A 16,571-nucleotide genomic window follows, 5' to 3' on the forward strand; every position below is an offset into this window, starting at 1 on the left:
GGATCAAACTATCGCTAATTAGCGATCATCCCAAACGCCGGGTGAAAGTTTTTTCTGCACTTCCGGGTACTCGCTGGCATCGAAGGTCGGCACCTTGCCCGCCTTGCGCTGGGCGTTGTAGTCACGCGCCAGCTTGAACGCCAGATTGGAGAGCAGTATCACGGCAATCAGGTTGGTAATCGCCATCAACCCCATCGACACGTCCGCAAGATTCCAGACGAAGGGCAACGATGCCAGCGCACCAAACATCACCATCGCCAACACTGCCAAGCGGAAAATCAACAGACCGGACTGGTGATTATGCTCCAGGAATACCAGACAGTTCTCGGCATAGAAGTAGTTGGCAACAATTGAGGTGAAGGCGAAGAACAGAATCACCACCGCCAAAAAGTACTTGGCCCAACCGCCTAACTGGCTGCTCAGCGCCTGCTGCACCAGCGCAATACCTTCCGCGCTGCCGGCTGGCACCTTGGCCAGCAAAATGATCGCGGCCGAGGCGGTGCAGATCAGCAGTGTGTCGATAAACACGCCAGCCATTTGCACATAGCCCTGCGAGACCGGATGCGGCGGGTAAGGCGTCGCCGATGCAGCAGCATTGGGTGCAGAACCCATGCCGGCCTCGTTGGAGAACAAGCCGCGTTTAAAGCCGTTCATGATCGCCGCACCAATGCCGCCAGCCGCTGCTTCATGCAAACCAAAGGCGCTCTTGAAGATCAACGAGAACACTGCCGGCAACTCGCTGAAATTGATCACGATGATAACCAGCGCCACCAGCAGATAGGCCGCTGCCATAACCGGCACGGCCAGCTCGGAGAAGCGCGCAATGGAGCGCAGGCCACCGAAAATAATCAATGCGGTCAGCACCACCAAGCCCAGACCAATCACCGCTGATGCCACCGGAATTACGCTGCCCATCAGGGTAAACGTGCCCCAGTCGATATTGAACGCGCCAATCATTGCGCCGCTGATGGTGTTGGCTTGCACGGAATTGAACACGAAACCGAAGGCAATGATCAGGAAGATCGAGAACAGAATGCCCATCCAGCGTGCATTGAGGCCACGCTCCATGTAATACGCCGGACCGCCGCGAAACTGGCCTTGCTCGTCGCGGCTCTTGAACAACTGAGCCAGCGTGGCCTCAACAAAACCTGTGGCCATGCCGACCAGAGCAATCATCCACATCCAGAAAATCGCACCCGGCCCGCCGAGCGTGATCGCCACGGCGACACCGGCAATGTTGCCCGTACCGACGCGCGCCGCGAGCGAAGTACACAGCGCCTGAAATGATGAAATACCCGAACTGTCACTGTTACGGCTGCCGCGCAGCACCGTGAAAATGTGCCCGAAGTGACGAAACTGTACCGCGCCCAAGCGAACGGTGAAGTACAAACCGGAACCAACCAGCAACCAGATGAGTACCTTCCCCCAGATCAACCCGTTCAACAGGTCGACAACCTGCGTGGCCACTTCTTGCATGGAAATCCTCCGACCGCCTACCGCGGCATTTACGCTCGACCCTGAATTACCGGCCGGAAACGAATGTGCATCGCACTCAAGGTGCAACCTGAAAATGATGCTGACTACCAGTGTAGACAGCGCGAAAGGGCTGGGACTTTGAAATATTGGTCGCTCGCTTGCCTGCGAATGAGCGACCCATAATTGCAGTCAGGCGACAATGGCCGCGAATTAGCTGTCTAGCAGGTTTCTGACCGGCGCAAACGAGCGCCTGTGGATGGGCGTTGGCCCCAGACGCCGCAGCGCCTCAAGATGAACAGGTGTCGGGTAGCCCTTGTGTTTGGCAATGCCGTAGCCCGGATATTGCGCATCAAGCGCAAGCATTTCCCGGTCACGACTCACTTTCGCCAAAATCGATGCAGCGGCAATCGCCGCCACCGAGCTATCACCCTTGACCACAGATGCACTGGGAACGTTCAATTTTGGGCAGCGATTGCCGTCAATCAACGCAAGTTTAGGGGTGACGCTGAGCCCTTCTACAGCCCGCTGCATGGCCAGCATTGTGGCGTGAAGAATATTCAGCTGGTCGATCTCTTCAACCTCAGCTCTGGCAATACACCAGGACAGCGCCTTCTCGCGAATCTCGTCAAAGAGCATTTCACGGCGCGCTTCGGTGAGCTTCTTCGAATCGTTGAGCCCCAGAATCGGCCGCGCCGGATCAAGAATCACCGCAGCGGTCACGACTGCGCCGCACAGCGGGCCACGACCCACTTCGTCCACCCCGGCGACAAGTTCTTCGACCTGAGCAAAATCCAATCCCATCTGCATCAGGCGCGCCCTACCAACTCAAGTACCGCATCAGCCGCCTGTTTGGAGGCATCGCAGCGCAGTGAACGATGGATCTGATCGAAGCCTTCGGTTTGCACCTCGCCGCCATCGAGCAGCGGTGAAACCGTTTGCGCCAGCGCCTCGGCAGTCGCTGCATCCTGAATCATTTCAGGCACCAGCAAGCGCTTGGCCAACAGGTTTGGCAGCGAAATATACGGGCTCTTAACCAGACGCTTGAGAATGCTGTAGGTCAGCGGAGCAACGCGGTAGGCAACCACCATCGGCCGTTTGTACAGCAGCGCCTCAAGGGTTGCGGTGCCGGATGCAATCAGCACTGCATCGCAGGCTGCCAACGCCTCATGCGAACGGCCATCGAGCAACGTCAGGGCCAGATCACGATCGGCGAGCATGGCTTCAAGTTGCTCGCGACGCTCACGGCTCGCGCACGGCAGAACAAACTGAATACCGGGACGCAGCGCACGCAAACGTTCAGCCGCATCCAGGAACAAAGCGCCCAGGCGCCCTACTTCACCACCGCGACTGCCCGGCATAAGTGCAATTACCGGAGCATCGTGAGCCAGGCCCAGCGCTTCACGGGCGCCATGCCGATCCGCTTGCAGCGGGATTTCGTCCGCCAGCGGATGGCCGACAAAGCGCACCGGCACCTGATGTTCATCGTAGAACTGTGCCTCGAACGGGAACAGCGTAAGCATCAGGTCGCAGGCGTCACGAATCTTCAGCACGCGCTTTTGCCGCCACGCCCAAACCGACGGGCTGACGTAATGCACGGTCTTGATCCCGGCCTGGCGCAGCTTCAATTCAAGGCCAAGGTTGAAATCGGGCGCATCGATGCCGATAAACACATCCGGTTTAGCGGCAATCAGGGTTTTGGTCAGGTCGCGGCGACGCGAGAGCAGCTCCGGCAGGCGGCCGAGGACCTCGACCAAGCCCATGACCGACAAGCGTTCCATCGGGAAAATCGGCTCGAGGCCTTGAGCCTGCATCCGCGGCCCACCAACCCCGATAAACTCGACCTGCGGATGGCGCAGCTTGAGCGCCTGCATCAGACCCGCGCCGAGAATATCGCCCGAAGCTTCGCCAGCCACCAGGGCGACGCGCAATACAGCCGACATAAATTAGCGGGTGATGCCGCGTTGGGAAGACTGGATCGAGTCGCGGAATACCGCCACTTCGCTGAACTCATCGGCCAACTCAGCCAGTTCAAGCAAAGCGTCTTCGATGGTCAGGCCCTGACGGTAGACAATTTTGTAGGCACGGCGCAGCGCCTGAATGGCTTCGGCGCTGAAACCACGACGGCGCATGCCCTCGAAGTTCATAGTGCGCGCTTCGGCCGGGTTGCCGGAAACGGTGACATACGCCGGGACGTCTTTACCGATCGCCGTACCCATGCCCGCAAAGCTGTGCGCGCCAATGTGGCAGAACTGATGAACCAGGGTGTAGCCGGACAGAATCGCCCAGTCACCAATGTGCACGTGGCCTGCCAGCGCGACGTTGTTAACCAGAATGCAGTGGTTACCGATTACGCTGTCATGGCCGATGTGGGCATAAGCCATGATCAGGTTGTGATCACCGACGGTGGTTTCGTCGCGGTCCTGAATGGTGCCACGGTGCATGGTCACGCCTTCACGGATAATGTTGTGATCGCCAATCACCAGGCGCGTGGGTTCGCCCTTGTATTTGCGGTCCGGGGTGTCTTCACCAAGTGAGCAAAACTGATAAACACGGTTGTGTTTACCAATTCGGGTCGGGCCTTTAATGATGACATTAGGCCCGAGCACGGTACCCTCACCAATTTCCACATCAGCCCCAATAATGCACCAAGGCCCGACCACAACGTCGTCAGCCAACTTGGCAGCAGGATCGATAATGGCGCGAGGGTCAATCAAACTCATAATTTGCGTTCCGCACAAATAATTTCAGCTGAACAGACTTCCTTGCCGTCTACGGTTGCCTTGCACTCAAACTTCCAGATGCTGCGCTTGGAGCTGAGGAACTTGGCTTCGAGAATTAACTGGTCGCCCGGCACAACCGGCTGGCGAAAACGCAGTTTATCCGAGCCAACAAAATAGTATAGCGTGCCGTCTGATGGCTTGATGTCCATCATTTTGAAACCCAGGATACCCGCTGCCTGAGCCATGGCTTCAATAATCAGGACGCCCGGCATAATCGGGTGCTCAGGAAAATGGCCGTTGAAAAAAGGCTCATTAATGCTGACATTCTTATAGGCACGAATACATTTGCCTTCAACGTCCAGCTCCGCCACCCGGTCAACCAGGAGAAACGGGTAACGGTGCGGCAAGTATTCACGAATTTCGTTGATGTCCATCATTTCCAGAGAAGCCTGTAATAAAAAAAGAGGAGCACGGTTTTCCGGGCTCACGCATCAGATGAGGCTTTTCCGTTCGAGGTCACTGCGGCGAGCTGTTTTTCCAGCTGCTGCAAGCGTTTGGCCATATCATCCAACTGGCGAATCCGCGCTGCACTTTTGCGCCACTCGTTCGCCGGCTGCATTGCCGTACCTGAAGAATATGAGCCCGGTTCTGTAATCGAGCGCGTTACCATGGTCATGCCCGTGACAAACACACCGTCACAAACCTCAATATGACCGACCATGCCCACGCCGCCGGCAATCATACAGTTCTTGCCGATCTTGGTGCTGCCAGAAATACCGACACAACCGGCCATTGCGGTGTTGTCACCGACCTGTACGTTGTGCGCGATCATGATCTGGTTATCCAGCTTCACACCATTGCCCAACACCGTGTCGGACAACGCGCCGCGATCGACCGTGGTATTGGCGCCAATTTCGACATTATCGCCGATAAGCACACCGCCAATCTGCGCTATTTTCTGCCACACGCCCTTCTCGTTGGCGAAGCCGAAGCCCTCACCGCCGATCACTGCGCCTGACTGAATAACCACATTCCGGCCGATACGCACGTCGTGATACAGGGTAACGCGCGGCGCCAACCAGCCACCTTCACCGATCACCGAACGCGCACCAACAAAGCAATGCGCGCTAATGGTGACACCGGCCGCAATCTGCGCCCCGCTCTCGATCACCGCATAGGCACCGATACTGGCCGTCGGGTCAATGCTGGCATCCGCTGCCACCAAAGCACTCGGATGCACCCCGACCACGCCTTGCGGCTTGCGATCAAAGGCATGCGACAGCTCGGCGTAAGCCAGATACGGATTGGCCACAATCAACGCGTTACCGGGGAAACCCTCGGCATCCGTTTCTGTGAGCAACACCGCAGCCGCCTGGGTATCAGCCAGATATTTACGGTACTGGGCATTTGCCAAGAAGCTCAATTGCCCGGCGCCGGCGTCCTGCAAAGTTGCAAGGCCAGTAATCAACAACTCGGAGTCACCCTTGAGGGTGGCTCCGAGCCGAGTGGCCAGTTGGCCGAGAGTAAATTCTTTAGCCGTCATCAGATCAACGCAGTTGGTTCATACGCTCGATAACCTGGCGGGTGATGTCGTACTGAGGCTTAACCTCAACCACGGCGCCACGCTCCAGAACCAGATCGTAGTTACCTTTCTTGATGACTTCTTCAACGGCCTTGTCCAGGTTCGGCTTCAGCTTCTTCAACATATCGCGGTCGGCAGCTGCTTTGGCTTCATTGAGTTCTTTGGACTGGAACTGGAAGTCACGGGCCTTTTGCTTGAAATCAAGTTCAAGACGCTCGCGCTCTGCGGTCTGCATCTTGTCGCCGCCTTTAACCAGACGATCCTGAATCGACTTGGCGCTGCTTTCCAGCGACTTCAACTTGCTCAACTGCGGGCCGAACTTCTTCTCGGCATCCACTGCGTAACGCTTGGCAGCATCGGATTCGAGCAAGGCCATTTGATAGTTCAGCACAGCAATTTTCATTTCAGCCATTGCCGGAGTGGCAGTCGCCATCAAAGCAGCACTTAACAGAATAACTTGAGTCAACTTACGCACGATGCACCCCTGCAAAACTTGTGATTGATTAAGTTCAAACGCTTAGAACGTCTGACCAAGCGAGAATTGGAACACCTGCGTGTCTGCATTGTCCGGCTTCTTGATCGGTGCAGCCAAGCTGAAGCTCAACGGCCCCAGAGCAGTGATCCAGGTCAGGCCAACACCCACCGAACTTGCCATGCTGCCCAAGTCGATATCGCAGCTGTCGCTCAACTGCTTCTGGCTATCGGTGCAGTTGGTGTCGTAGACATTACCCACATCCCAGAACAGCGAGGTCCGCAGTGAACGCTGGTCTTTGACGAACGGCAGCGGGAACAGCAACTCGGCACCACCCTGAATCAACACGTTACCACCGAACGGCAGTGGGTCCTGATCCGGGTCAGTGTAGCGACCATTGGCATCCGGTACACCGTAGATGATTTCACCCTGATCGTTGCGCACCACACTTGGAGTACTGCGCGGGCCCAGACTGCTGTCTTCAAAACCACGTACCGAGTTGAAACCACCGGCGTAGTAATGCTCGTAGAACGGCAGTTCCGAGGTATCACCGAAGCTGTCGCCATACCCCAACTGGGTGTGGAAACGCATGGTGTAGTCATCATTGATCGGTGCAAAAATCTGCCCGCGGTAATCGACCTTGTAGAACGATAGATCACTGCCTGGCAATGTTGTTTCAACCACGAAGCTCTGCGAGTGACCACGGGTCGCCAGCACGCCACGGTTGAGGGTCGATTCGGACCAGCCGAAAGACGCCTTCCAGTTCAGGTAGCTGTCACCTTCCTTGTTCAGGAAGTCGTAGATTTCATCAACGGTGTAAACACCGGTGTTGATGTCATCCTGCTGCACAGTCAAACCGTAGGTCAGACGCGAGGTTTCGCTGATCGGATAACCGATGCTCATGCCCGCACCGTAGCTGTCTACCGCATAGCTGGATACGTCGGTATCAAGCTCATCGTAGTCAGTCGAGCGATAGAACAGGTTATAACCCAGGCTCACACCATCTGGCGTCCAGTAGGGATTCACAAAGCCAAAGTTGTAGCGGCTCTGATAATCACTGCGGGTCAAGCCGATGCTGACCTTGTTACCGGTACCGAGGAAGTTGTTCTGGCTGATCGAACCACCGAGGATCAAACCGGCGTTCTGGGCGAAACCAACGCTGGCAGTGATCGAACCGGACGGCTGCTCTTCAACGCTGTAGTTCACGTCGATCTGGTCATCAGTGCCCGGCACTTGCGGCGTTTCGACGTTTACTTCCTTGAAGAAGCCCAGACGCTCAAGACGCGTCTTCGACTGGTCGATCAGGTAGGTCGAAGCCCAGCCGCCTTCCAGCTGACGCATTTCACGGCGCAGTACTTCGTCTTCCGTCTTGGTGTTGCCACGGAAGTTGATGCGGTTAACGTAAGCGCGCTTGCCCGGATCGACAGCAAATACGATCGAAACCGTCTTGTCTTCATCGTTAGGCTGCGGAATACCGTTGACGTTGGCGAAGGTATAACCCTCGTTACCCAGACGACGGGTGATCAGCTCGGAGGTGCTGGTCATCACTTTACGTGAGAACACCTGCCCTTCCTTGACCAGCAACAGCTTGCGAACTTCTTCCTCAGGTACCTTGAGGTCACCACTGAGGCGAACGTCGCTGACTTTGTACTTGCTGCCTTCGTCGATGTTTACAGTGATGTAAACATGCTTTTTATCTGGGGTGATCGAAACCTGAGTCGAGGCGATATCCATGTTGATATAACCGCGATCGAGGTAATACGAGCGCAGACGCTCAAGGTCACCGGAAAGCTTTTCACGGGCGTACTTGTCATCGTTCTTGAAGAACGACAGCAAGTTGGTGGTTTTCAACTCGAACAGATCAATCAGATCGTCGTCCGGGAACACCGTGTTACCGACTACGTTGATGTGCTGAATCGCTGCAACCGAGCCTTCGTTGATGTTGATCTTCAGCGCCACACGGTTACGTGGCTGCGGGATCACCTCGGTTTCGATTTCAGCCGAGTAACGGCCCTGAGCAACGTACTGGCGTTGAAGTTCGTTACGCACGCCTTCAAGGGTTGCACGCTGGAAGATTTCACCTTCAGCCAGGCCGGACTGGTTCAGGCCCTTGAGTAAGTCTTCACTGGTAATCGCCTTGTTGCCTTCAATTTCAATGTTCGAAATCGAAGGTCGTTCGACGACTGTAATTACCAGCACATCGCCGTCACGTCCGAGCTGGATATCCTGAAAGAATCCAGTTTTGAACAGATCACGCGTTGCATCGACCAGAGCGCGGTCATCAGCAGCTTCGCCGACGTTAAGCGGCAATGCGCCAAACACGCTCCCCGCAGACACACGCTGTAGACCGTTTACGCGGATATCGGAGATGGTGAAGGACTCGGCGTGAACTTCGGCGATCATCAATGCGGAAAGCACCGCAGGCAGCAGCAGACGTTTCATGAAGTCCTTTCTTATTCCAACTGACGATAAAAAATCTGCCGCTCTTGGCGACAGATTTGTAATTCAGTAGCGATTACAAACGGCTCAAATCGTTAACCAGGGCCAGTAACATCACCCCAACCACCAGACTTATGCCAATTTGCATCCCCCAACCTTGAACCCGCTCAGACAATGGGCGACCACGCACCCATTCGACCAGGTAAAAAAGCAAATGCCCTCCGTCTAATACCGGAATAGGCAACAAATTGAGTACCCCCAAGCTTATGCTCAGATAGGCGAGGAAGTTAAGAAAATCCCCCAAGCCCGACTCAGCCGAAGCGCCCGCCACTTTAGCAATGGTTATCGGCCCACTCAAGTTTTTTACCGAGAGCTCGCCGAAGAGCATTTTCTTCAGGGAGTCGAGAGTCAACAGACTCATGGTCCAGGTGCGCTTAAAACTCTCGCCGATTGCGGCAATCGGGCCATGGCTGACTTCGCGCAACATGTCGCTCGGCCAGTCAACGCCTTTAACCCCAGCGCCCAGATAGCCTGTAGGCGCATCCGGCTCACCGCGCGTGGCCAGCGTCACCGGCACGTCACGCTGAGCACCGTCACGCTCAACGGTGAACACCACCGACTTGCCCGGCAGGCCGCGCACGCGATCAACCAGCTGCTGCCAGTCGTCCAGCGGCTGCTGATCCAGCGCTACCAGCCGATCACCCAGCTGTAAGCCGGCAGCGCCTGCAGGCCCTTGTGGGTCGAGCTGATCCAGAACCGGCGGAATCTGCGGACGCCAAGGCGTGATGCCCAGCGCAGCAATCGGATCAGGCTCACCAACGCCTTGCAGCCACTTGTTCAACGCCACCTGACGCGGGCTTTCAACGCTTGAGCCCGGCTCGCGCACGGTAATATTCAGATTGCCGGTCTCACCCAGACGGCGAACCAGCTGCAAATTGACCGCCGACCAGCCATTGGTAGGCTCGCCGTCGATCGAAACAATTTCCTGCCCAGCGGCAAACCCGGCCTCAGCGGCCAGACTCGAGACCTCGACACTGCCGATAATCGGCTTGACCTGCTGGCTGCCCAACATGGCAACCACCCAGAAGAACCCGATGGCGAGCAGAAAGTTGGCAATCGGCCCCGCCGCAACCACGGCGATGCGCTGCCCAACGGTTTTGCGATTGAAGGCGTGTTCGAGCTGGTCCAGCGGCACATCGCCTTCACGCTCATCGAGCATTTTGACGTAGCCACCTAACGGAATTGCCGCCACCACAAACTCGGTGCCGTGGCGATCGTGCCAGCGCAGCAATGGCGCGCCGAAGCCGACCGAAAAACGCAGAACCTTGATCCCGCACTTGCGGGCGATCCAGAAGTGACCGAACTCATGGAAAGTAACCAACACCCCGAGTGCAATCAGGGTGCCAACAATCATGTACAGCGCACTCATCACTCTTCTCCGCGTGGTTTATCCACGACGTGTAAGCCATTGCTCAGCCAGGCTGCGCGCAACGCGATCAGCCTCCAGCACGGTAGCAAGCCCTTCGACAGCAACACCAGGCTGCGTGCTCAGAACATCTTCGATGATACTCGGGATTTCGTTAAAACGAATGCGCCGCTGAAGAAATGCCTCAACCGCCACTTCATTCGCCGCGTTGAGCATGGCCGGTGAAGTACCGCCAGCATCCGCCGCCTCACGCGCCAGGCGCAAGCACGGGAAACGCACCTCATCCGGCGCCTGAAAATCCAGCCGCGCGACCGCAAACAGGTCCAGAGGCGGCACACCGGAGTCGATTCGCTCCGGCCACGCCAGCGCATGGGCGATTGGCGTGCGCATATCCGGATTACCCATCTGCGCTAGCACCGAGCCGTCTACATAGTCGACCAGCGAATGAATCACGCTCTGTGGATGAATCACCACCTCGACCTTGGCCGGGCGCGTATTGAACAACCAGCAGGCCTCGATCAACTCCAGGCCTTTGTTCATCATGCTCGCCGAATCGACCGATATCTTGCGCCCCATCGACCAGTTCGGATGGGCGCACGCCTGTTCTGGCGTTACTTGAGCCAATTGCTCGAGTGGTGTTTCACGGAACGGCCCGCCAGACGCGGTCAGCAAAATACGCCGTACACCCACCGACTCAAGACCATTGGCATAATTGTTCGGCAGGCACTGAAAAATCGCGTTGTGTTCGCTGTCGATAGGCAACAGCACCGCGCCACTGTGTTTGACGGCCTGCATAAACAGATCGCCCGACATCACCAGCGCTTCCTTGTTGGCCAGCAGCACCTTCTTGCTCGCCTCAACCGCCGCCAGCGTTGGCTTAAGCCCCGCTGCACCGACGATTGCCGCCATCACCGTATCAACCTGCGGGTGACTGGCCACCGTGCACAAACCGCTTTCACCAATCAACACTTCGGTGCTCAAGCCTGCGGATTGCAGACCGCCACTCAACAACTCAGCCGCCTGCTCATCACGCACCACTGCAAACCGTGGGCGATGCTTGAGACACAAGGCCTCCAGTTCTGCCAGACGACTGAACCCACTCAGGGCAAAAACAGCGTAACGCTCGGGATGACGCGCGATGACATCAAGCGTGCTCAAGCCAATCGAGCCCGTCGCCCCGAGCACGGTAATTTGCTGAACGTGACTCACAGAGTTGCCCAGCCAGACAGCAACAGCAGCAGCGCAAAGACCGGTATCGCAGCCGTCAGGCTGTCGATGCGATCAAGCACGCCGCCGTGGCCAGGCAGCAGATTGCTGCTGTCCTTGATGCCGGACTCACGCTTGAACATGCTCTCGGTCAGGTCGCCGACGACCGAGACTGCCACCACGATGGCAGCGCCCAGCAACGCCAGAACTGTATTGCCGGCCGACCAGCCCTGAACGATACCAGTGACCAGCGTAATCAGCAGACACGTACACATGCCGCCAATCATGCCTTCCCAGCTCTTGCCAGGACTCACTGCGGGGGCCAGTTTGCGCTTGCCAAAAGCCTTGCCGGAGAAATAAGCACCGATATCGGCCGCCCAGACCAACACCATCACGGCGAGAATCAGCCAATTGGCTTGCGGCCATTGCTTGAACAGGACCAAGCCCTGCCAGGCCGGCAGCAAGATCAGCAAACCAATGGCAATCCGCCGCCAGGCAGGCGCCCAATACACAGCAGACTGCGGGAACTTCAATACCAAGGCTGTCGCCACGCACCACCACAACACACCCAGCAGCAACACCGGCGTCGCCAGAATCGGCGCGTGGTAAAGCCCGAGCAACAATACGGCAACAAGCGCTGCAAACAGTATACGCTGCCACTGCGCAGGAAAGCCGGCCAGACGCGCCCACTCCCAACCACCCAGCGTCACAACGGCGCCGATAAACAGGGCAAAAGCGCCTCCCTCAAGCAGGAAGAAGCCACCCAGCGCTATCGGCAACAGGATGAGCGCGGTGATGATTCGTTGTTTAAGCATTAAGCTTTCGCCTCGGCTTCGATTTGCTCACTGGTGCGACCAAACCGCCGTTGGCGTTTGGAAAAGTCAGCGAGTGCTTTGCGCATGGCGTCATGCTTGAAATCCGGCCAGAACAGGTCGGAAAAATACAGTTCGCTGTAAGCCAACTGCCACAACAGGAAGTTACTGATGCGATGCTCGCCACCGGTACGGATACACAGATCCGGTAACGGCAGGTCGCCCGTCGCCAAGCAGCTTTGCAGCAACTGTGGGGTTATGTCGGCAGGCTGCAAGTGGCCGCCTTGCACTTCACGGGCAAGACGCTGCGCCGCCTGAGCGATATCCCACTGGCCGCCGTAATTGGCGGCAATCTGCAGCACAAAGCGCTTATTGCCAGCCGTTTGTGCTTCAGCGTCACGCATGGCGGTTTGCAGATCCGGATGAAAGCGAGCGCGATCCCCGATAATCCGCAAACTGATACCGTTCTCATTGAGCTTCTTGGTTTCACGCCGCAGCGCTGCCAGGAACAACTCCATGAGCGCGCCGACTTCTTCCGCCGGACGCTGCCAGTTCTCGCTGGAGAAGGCAAACAGGGTCAGCACCTCAACCCCGGCCTCTGCGCAGACCTCGATCACCGCACGAACGGCATCAACGCCGGCTTTATGTCCCGCCACACCAGGCATGAAACGCTTTTTCGCCCAGCGGTTATTGCCGTCCATGATGATTGCAACATGGCGCGGCACTACTTCGGCGAGGCCGTTTTTACTCTTCTCCATAACGCCATCCTGGCCGTCAGACGGCCATCAGATCCGCTTCCTTGCCTTCCAAGGCCTTATCGGCTTCGGCGACAAATTTGTCTGTCAGTTTCTGGATTTCATCAGCGGCGCGACGCTCGTCGTCTTCGCTGATTTCCTTTTCCTTGACCAGATCCTTCAACTGCGCCAGCGCGTCGCGACGAATATTGCGCACAGCAACACGGGCGTTCTCGGCTTCAGCGCGCGCCTGCTTGGTGTAGCCCTTACGCGTTTCTTCGGTCAGCGCAGGCATGGGCACACGAATGGTGGTGCCGGCAGTGGACGGGTTCAGGCCCAGATCCGAGGTCATGATGGCTTTTTCAACAGCCTGGATCATGCTCCGGTCAAACACGGTCAATGCCAGTGTGCGCGAGTCTTCTGCCATCACGTTGGCAACCTGACGCAGCGGAGTGTCGGTGCCGTAGTAAGACACCATCACGCTATCGAGGATGCTCGGGTGCGCGCGGCCGGTACGAATTTTGGCAAAGACGCCAGCCAGCGACTCAAGAGTCTTGGCCATACGCACTTGAGCGTCTTGCTTGATCTCGTTGATCATTGTTGTTCACCTTCCTCAATTAAAGTGCCTTCTGCGCCGCCGACTACAACATTGAGCAAAGCGCCAGGCTTATTCATATTAAACACACGAAGCGGCATATTATGGTCGCGGCACAGGCAGATTGCCGTCAGATCCATAACACCAAGCTTGCGATCCAGAACCTCGTCATAGGTCAGGTGATCAAATTTCTCGGCGTGCGGGTCCTTGAACGGATCAGCGGTGTACACACCATCCACCTTGGTTGCCTTAAGCACTACGTCCGCATCGATCTCGATGGCGCGCAGGCAGGCAGCAGAGTCGGTGGTAAAAAACGGATTACCAGTGCCAGCGGCGAAAATCACCACCTCACCGGTTTTCAGATGACGCATGGCCTTACGACGATCGTAATGGTCGGTCACACCCACCATCGAGATGGCCGACATAACGATGGCCGGAATGTTTGAACGCTCCAGCGCATCACGCATGGCCAATGCGTTCATTACAGTTGCCAGCATGCCCATGTGGTCGCCGGTCACACGGTCCATTCCGGATGCGCTCAGAGCCGCACCACGGAACAAGTTACCGCCACCAATGACCAGACCCACTTGAACACCGATACCTACCAGCTGGCCTACTTCCAAGGCCATACGATCGAGCACTTTAGGATCGATCCCGAAATCTTCGGAACCCATCAGCGCCTCGCCGCTAAGCTTGAGCAGAATGCGCTTATAGCGCGGTTGACGACCACTCACCTGCTGAGCCATTACCAGTCTCTCCTGCGGCGTTAAAAATTCTTGGCGAACCGACATGATTCGCAACTTTCGAGCACTTCGACAGCGCCCGACACAAAAATGCTGCGAGCGTGCAAACAAACAACAGCGCTCGTGATCCAGGTGTTTATTCTAGCGTCCGGCCGAACAGCTTACCGGTTACTGCAAGGATTACCTACAACACTGCCAGTGCGGGTGAACTTTGCCATGCAAAGACCCCACGCTTAAAGCGTCAATCGGTCACCCTATTTTGACAAAGAGGCCGCGCGCATAAGCGGGCAGCCTCTTTTTAGCAATAGCCTTGGGGCTAATTACTGCTTGCTGGCAGCCAACTGAGCAGCTACTTCAGCGGCGAAGTCAGTTTCGCCTTTGTCGATGCCTTCACCTACTTCGTAACGTACGAAGGAGATGATTTCAGCACCGGCTTTCTTAACCAGCTCGCCAACTTTAACGCTGTCGTCTTTAACGAAAGCCTGTTCAACCAAGCTCGCTTCAGCGAGGAACTTGGTGATACGGCCAGCAGTCATTTTCTCAACGATTTCAGCAGGCTTGCCCTTGATCTTCTCTTCGTTCAGCGCCAGGAAGATTTCTTTTTCCTTGGCGATGGCTTCTTCAGAGACTTCAGAAGGGTTGAGGAACTGCGGGTTGCTGGCAGCAACGTGCATGGCAACGTCTTTAGCCAGTTCAGCGTCGCCGCCTTTCAGAGCAACCAGAACACCGATGCGGTGACCGTGCAGGTAAGAACCTACAACGTCAGCTTCAACAGTCGCCAGACGACGGATGTTGACGTTCTCGCCTACTTTAACAACCAGTGCTTCACGCTCGGCTTCCTGAGCTGCGATCAACTGAGCAACGTCAGCGATGTTCTCAGCGAAAGCCTTGTCGATGCTGTTAGCAACGAAGCCTTTGAAGTCGTCTTGCAGAGCCAGGAAGTCGGTCTGAGCGTTAACTTCGATGATCAGAGCACGCTTGTTGTCATCAGCAACTTTAACGGCGATAGAGCCTTCAGCTGCGATGTTACCGGCTTTCTTGGCGGCCTTGATCGAACCTGCTGCGCGCATGTCGTCGATGGCTTTTTCAATGTCGCCACCAGCAGCAGTCAGGGCTTTTTTGCAGTCCATCATGCCTTGGCCAGTACGCTCACGCAGTTCTTTAACCAGGGCTGCAGTAATCTCTGCCATTTTGAAAATCCTCTTGGTAGGTCTTCAACCAGTTCGCCCCATCACAGGGCAATCAATTCTATAAGTGGCAAAAAGGGGGCCTAGCCCCCTTTTCGCGCAGCGAGTAACGCAGGCGGTTACTGCTTAGCCTTGAGCGGCTTCAGCTGCCGGGGCTTCTGCGACGAATTCCTCAGTGCCACCGTTAGCGTTGCTGCGACCACGGATAACTGCGTCAGCAAATGCGCCCATGTACAGCTGGATAGCGCGGATTGCGTCGTCGTTACCTGGGATGATGTAGTCAACACCTTCAGGGCTGCTGTTGGTATCAACGATGCCGATAACCGGAATACCCAGCTTGTTGGCTTCGGTGATAGCAATGCGCTCGTGATCAACGTCGATTACGAACATGGCGTCTGGCAGACCGCCCATGTCCTTGATACCACCCAGGCTGCGATCCAGTTTTTCCAGATCACGGCTGCGCATCAGGGCTTCTTTCTTGGTCAGCTTGGTGAAGGTACCGTCTTGCGACTGGGTTTCCAGATCACGCAGGCGCTTGATCGAAGCACGGATGGTTTTGTAGTTGGTGAGCATGCCGCCCAACCAGCGGTGATCGACGAACGGAGAGTTGCAACGAGCAGCTTCTTCGCGAACGATCTTGCCAGCAGAACGCTTGGTACCAACGAACAGAATCTTGTTTTTACCAGCAGCCAGCTTCTCAACGAACGACAGCGCGTCGTTGAACATTGGCAGGGTTTTTTCAAGGTTGATGATGTGAATCTTGTTACGCGAGCCGAAAATGAACTTGCCCATTTTCGGGTTCCAGTAACGGGTCTGGTGGCCGAAGTGCACACCGGCCTTCAGCATATCGCGCATATTGACTTGGGACATTGTCGTTCCTTAATAAGTCGGGTTAGGCCTCCACGTATCCCAATCTCCAACCCTTGCACGTGGCAAAAGGCACCCAGGAAATCGTGTCGATACGTGTGTGGGTTAGTGCTCTACAGACAGACAGCCCGTAAAGCGGCGCGTTTTATACCACAACAACCCGATCTAAGCTACACCTATCAGCAATCAGATCAACCCATTGCCCGACCTAAGGTGGGTGGCAAATACGCCGACACCGCCAATACACCGGACCGCCCAGCCCTGTTTAACGGCAGCAACACAACCCGCCAACTATGCCGCAGCAGGCAGGAC

16 protein-coding genes are annotated in these 16,571 nt (G+C 56.4%); all 16 read right to left on the reverse strand.

Features of this window, described 5'->3' with window-relative positions; genetic code table 11:
• Positions 1 to 18: 18 nt before the first annotated feature.
• Positions 19 to 1,476, reverse strand: coding sequence for an alanine/glycine:cation symporter family protein (locus tag BM395_RS03415; protein ID WP_090508892.1), 1,458 nt, complete (start codon positions 1,474 to 1,476; stop codon positions 19 to 21).
• A 210-nt stretch (positions 1,477 to 1,686) separates the two neighbouring features.
• Positions 1,687 to 2,283 carry a ribonuclease HII gene (gene rnhB / locus BM395_RS03420; RefSeq protein ID WP_090508893.1) on the reverse strand — a complete coding sequence of 199 codons (597 nt, stop codon included), beginning with the start codon at positions 2,281 to 2,283 and terminating at the stop codon, positions 1,687 to 1,689.
• Entirely contained in the window at positions 2,283 to 3,416 is a 1,134-nt protein-coding gene (gene lpxB / locus BM395_RS03425) for a lipid-A-disaccharide synthase (protein WP_090508894.1), read from the reverse strand. The genes rnhB and lpxB overlap by 1 nt, the downstream gene beginning before the upstream one ends.
• Before the next feature lie 3 nt (positions 3,417 to 3,419).
• The gene (gene lpxA, locus BM395_RS03430; RefSeq protein WP_069899472.1) at positions 3,420 to 4,196 is read right to left on the reverse strand and encodes an acyl-ACP--UDP-N-acetylglucosamine O-acyltransferase; all 777 of its coding nucleotides are present in this window, start codon (positions 4,194 to 4,196) and stop codon (positions 3,420 to 3,422) included.
• Complete coding sequence (gene fabZ, locus BM395_RS03435) at positions 4,193 to 4,633, reverse strand: 3-hydroxyacyl-ACP dehydratase FabZ (protein ID WP_069899473.1); 441 nt, start codon at positions 4,631 to 4,633, stop codon at positions 4,193 to 4,195. Before fabZ ends, lpxA begins: the two co-directional genes overlap by 4 nt.
• 47 nt (positions 4,634 to 4,680) lie before the next feature.
• On the reverse strand, positions 4,681 to 5,739 hold the full coding sequence (gene lpxD, locus BM395_RS03440) for a UDP-3-O-(3-hydroxymyristoyl)glucosamine N-acyltransferase (protein ID WP_425287572.1): 1,059 nt from the start codon (positions 5,737 to 5,739) through the stop codon (positions 4,681 to 4,683).
• A gap of 4 nt (positions 5,740 to 5,743) precedes the next feature.
• Positions 5,744 to 6,253, reverse strand: a complete 510-nt coding sequence (locus tag BM395_RS03445) for an OmpH/Skp family outer membrane protein (RefSeq protein WP_069899475.1) — start codon at positions 6,251 to 6,253, stop codon at positions 5,744 to 5,746.
• Positions 6,254 to 6,295: 42 nt separating this feature from the next.
• Positions 6,296 to 8,692: an outer membrane protein assembly factor BamA gene (gene bamA, locus BM395_RS03450; protein ID WP_069899476.1), complete on the reverse strand. Its 2,397-nt coding sequence runs from the start codon at positions 8,690 to 8,692 to the stop codon at positions 6,296 to 6,298.
• Between the two features lie 73 nt (positions 8,693 to 8,765).
• Positions 8,766 to 10,118 (reverse strand): sigma E protease regulator RseP, encoded by a 1,353-nt coding sequence (rseP, locus tag BM395_RS03455; RefSeq protein ID WP_090508896.1) that lies wholly within the window; start codon positions 10,116 to 10,118, stop codon positions 8,766 to 8,768.
• Positions 10,119 to 10,136: 18 nt separating this feature from the next.
• Positions 10,137 to 11,324, reverse strand: coding sequence for a 1-deoxy-D-xylulose-5-phosphate reductoisomerase (gene ispC, locus BM395_RS03460; protein WP_090508897.1), 1,188 nt, complete (start codon positions 11,322 to 11,324; stop codon positions 10,137 to 10,139).
• Positions 11,321 to 12,136: a phosphatidate cytidylyltransferase gene (locus tag BM395_RS03465; protein ID WP_090508898.1), complete on the reverse strand. Its 816-nt coding sequence runs from the start codon at positions 12,134 to 12,136 to the stop codon at positions 11,321 to 11,323. The genes ispC and BM395_RS03465 overlap by 4 nt, the downstream gene beginning before the upstream one ends.
• A complete protein-coding gene (gene uppS / locus BM395_RS03470; RefSeq protein WP_069899480.1) occupies positions 12,136 to 12,891 on the reverse strand; it encodes a polyprenyl diphosphate synthase in 756 nt (251 codons plus the stop codon). The genes BM395_RS03465 and uppS overlap by 1 nt, the downstream gene beginning before the upstream one ends.
• A 16-nt stretch (positions 12,892 to 12,907) precedes the next feature.
• Positions 12,908 to 13,465, reverse strand: a complete 558-nt coding sequence (gene frr / locus BM395_RS03475) for a ribosome recycling factor (RefSeq protein WP_090508899.1) — start codon at positions 13,463 to 13,465, stop codon at positions 12,908 to 12,910.
• Complete coding sequence (gene pyrH, locus BM395_RS03480; protein WP_069899482.1) at positions 13,462 to 14,208, reverse strand: UMP kinase; 747 nt, start codon at positions 14,206 to 14,208, stop codon at positions 13,462 to 13,464. Before pyrH ends, frr begins: the two co-directional genes overlap by 4 nt.
• Positions 14,209 to 14,525: 317 nt before the next feature.
• The gene (gene tsf, locus BM395_RS03485; RefSeq protein ID WP_090508900.1) at positions 14,526 to 15,395 is read right to left on the reverse strand and encodes a translation elongation factor Ts; all 870 of its coding nucleotides are present in this window, start codon (positions 15,393 to 15,395) and stop codon (positions 14,526 to 14,528) included.
• Between the two features lie 123 nt (positions 15,396 to 15,518).
• Positions 15,519 to 16,262 (reverse strand): 30S ribosomal protein S2, encoded by a 744-nt coding sequence (rpsB, locus tag BM395_RS03490; protein ID WP_069899484.1) that lies wholly within the window; start codon positions 16,260 to 16,262, stop codon positions 15,519 to 15,521.
• Positions 16,263 to 16,571: the final 309 nt, after the last annotated feature.

This window comes from Pseudomonas marincola (genome assembly GCF_900116605.1).
GTDB lineage: Bacteria > Pseudomonadota > Gammaproteobacteria > Pseudomonadales > Pseudomonadaceae > Aquipseudomonas > Aquipseudomonas marincola.

Bases quoted from the DNA above. Each gene is read 5' to 3' on its own strand.
- BM395_RS03415 (WP_090508892.1), bottom strand. From the start codon at position 1,476: ATGCAAGAAGTGGCCACGCAGGTTGTCGACCTGTTGAACGGGTTGATC.
- rnhB (WP_090508893.1), bottom strand. From the start codon at position 2,283: ATGCAGATGGGATTGGATTTTGCTCAGGTCGAAGAACTTGTCGCCGGG.
- lpxB (WP_090508894.1), bottom strand. From the start codon at position 3,416: ATGTCGGCTGTATTGCGCGTCGCCCTGGTGGCTGGCGAAGCTTCGGGC.
- lpxA (WP_069899472.1), bottom strand. From the start codon at position 4,196: ATGAGTTTGATTGACCCTCGCGCCATTATCGATCCTGCTGCCAAGTTG.
- fabZ (WP_069899473.1), bottom strand. From the start codon at position 4,633: ATGATGGACATCAACGAAATTCGTGAATACTTGCCGCACCGTTACCCG.
- lpxD (WP_425287572.1), bottom strand. From the start codon at position 5,739: ATGACGGCTAAAGAATTTACTCTCGGCCAACTGGCCACTCGGCTCGGA.
- bamA (WP_069899476.1), bottom strand. From the start codon at position 8,692: ATGAAACGTCTGCTGCTGCCTGCGGTGCTTTCCGCATTGATGATCGCC.
- rseP (WP_090508896.1), bottom strand. From the start codon at position 10,118: ATGAGTGCGCTGTACATGATTGTTGGCACCCTGATTGCACTCGGGGTG.
- BM395_RS03465 (WP_090508898.1), bottom strand. From the start codon at position 12,136: ATGCTTAAACAACGAATCATCACCGCGCTCATCCTGTTGCCGATAGCG.
- uppS (WP_069899480.1), bottom strand. From the start codon at position 12,891: ATGGAGAAGAGTAAAAACGGCCTCGCCGAAGTAGTGCCGCGCCATGTT.
- frr (WP_090508899.1), bottom strand. From the start codon at position 13,465: ATGATCAACGAGATCAAGCAAGACGCTCAAGTGCGTATGGCCAAGACT.
- pyrH (WP_069899482.1), bottom strand. From the start codon at position 14,208: ATGGCTCAGCAGGTGAGTGGTCGTCAACCGCGCTATAAGCGCATTCTG.
- tsf (WP_090508900.1), bottom strand. From the start codon at position 15,395: ATGGCAGAGATTACTGCAGCCCTGGTTAAAGAACTGCGTGAGCGTACT.
- rpsB (WP_069899484.1), bottom strand. From the start codon at position 16,262: ATGTCCCAAGTCAATATGCGCGATATGCTGAAGGCCGGTGTGCACTTC.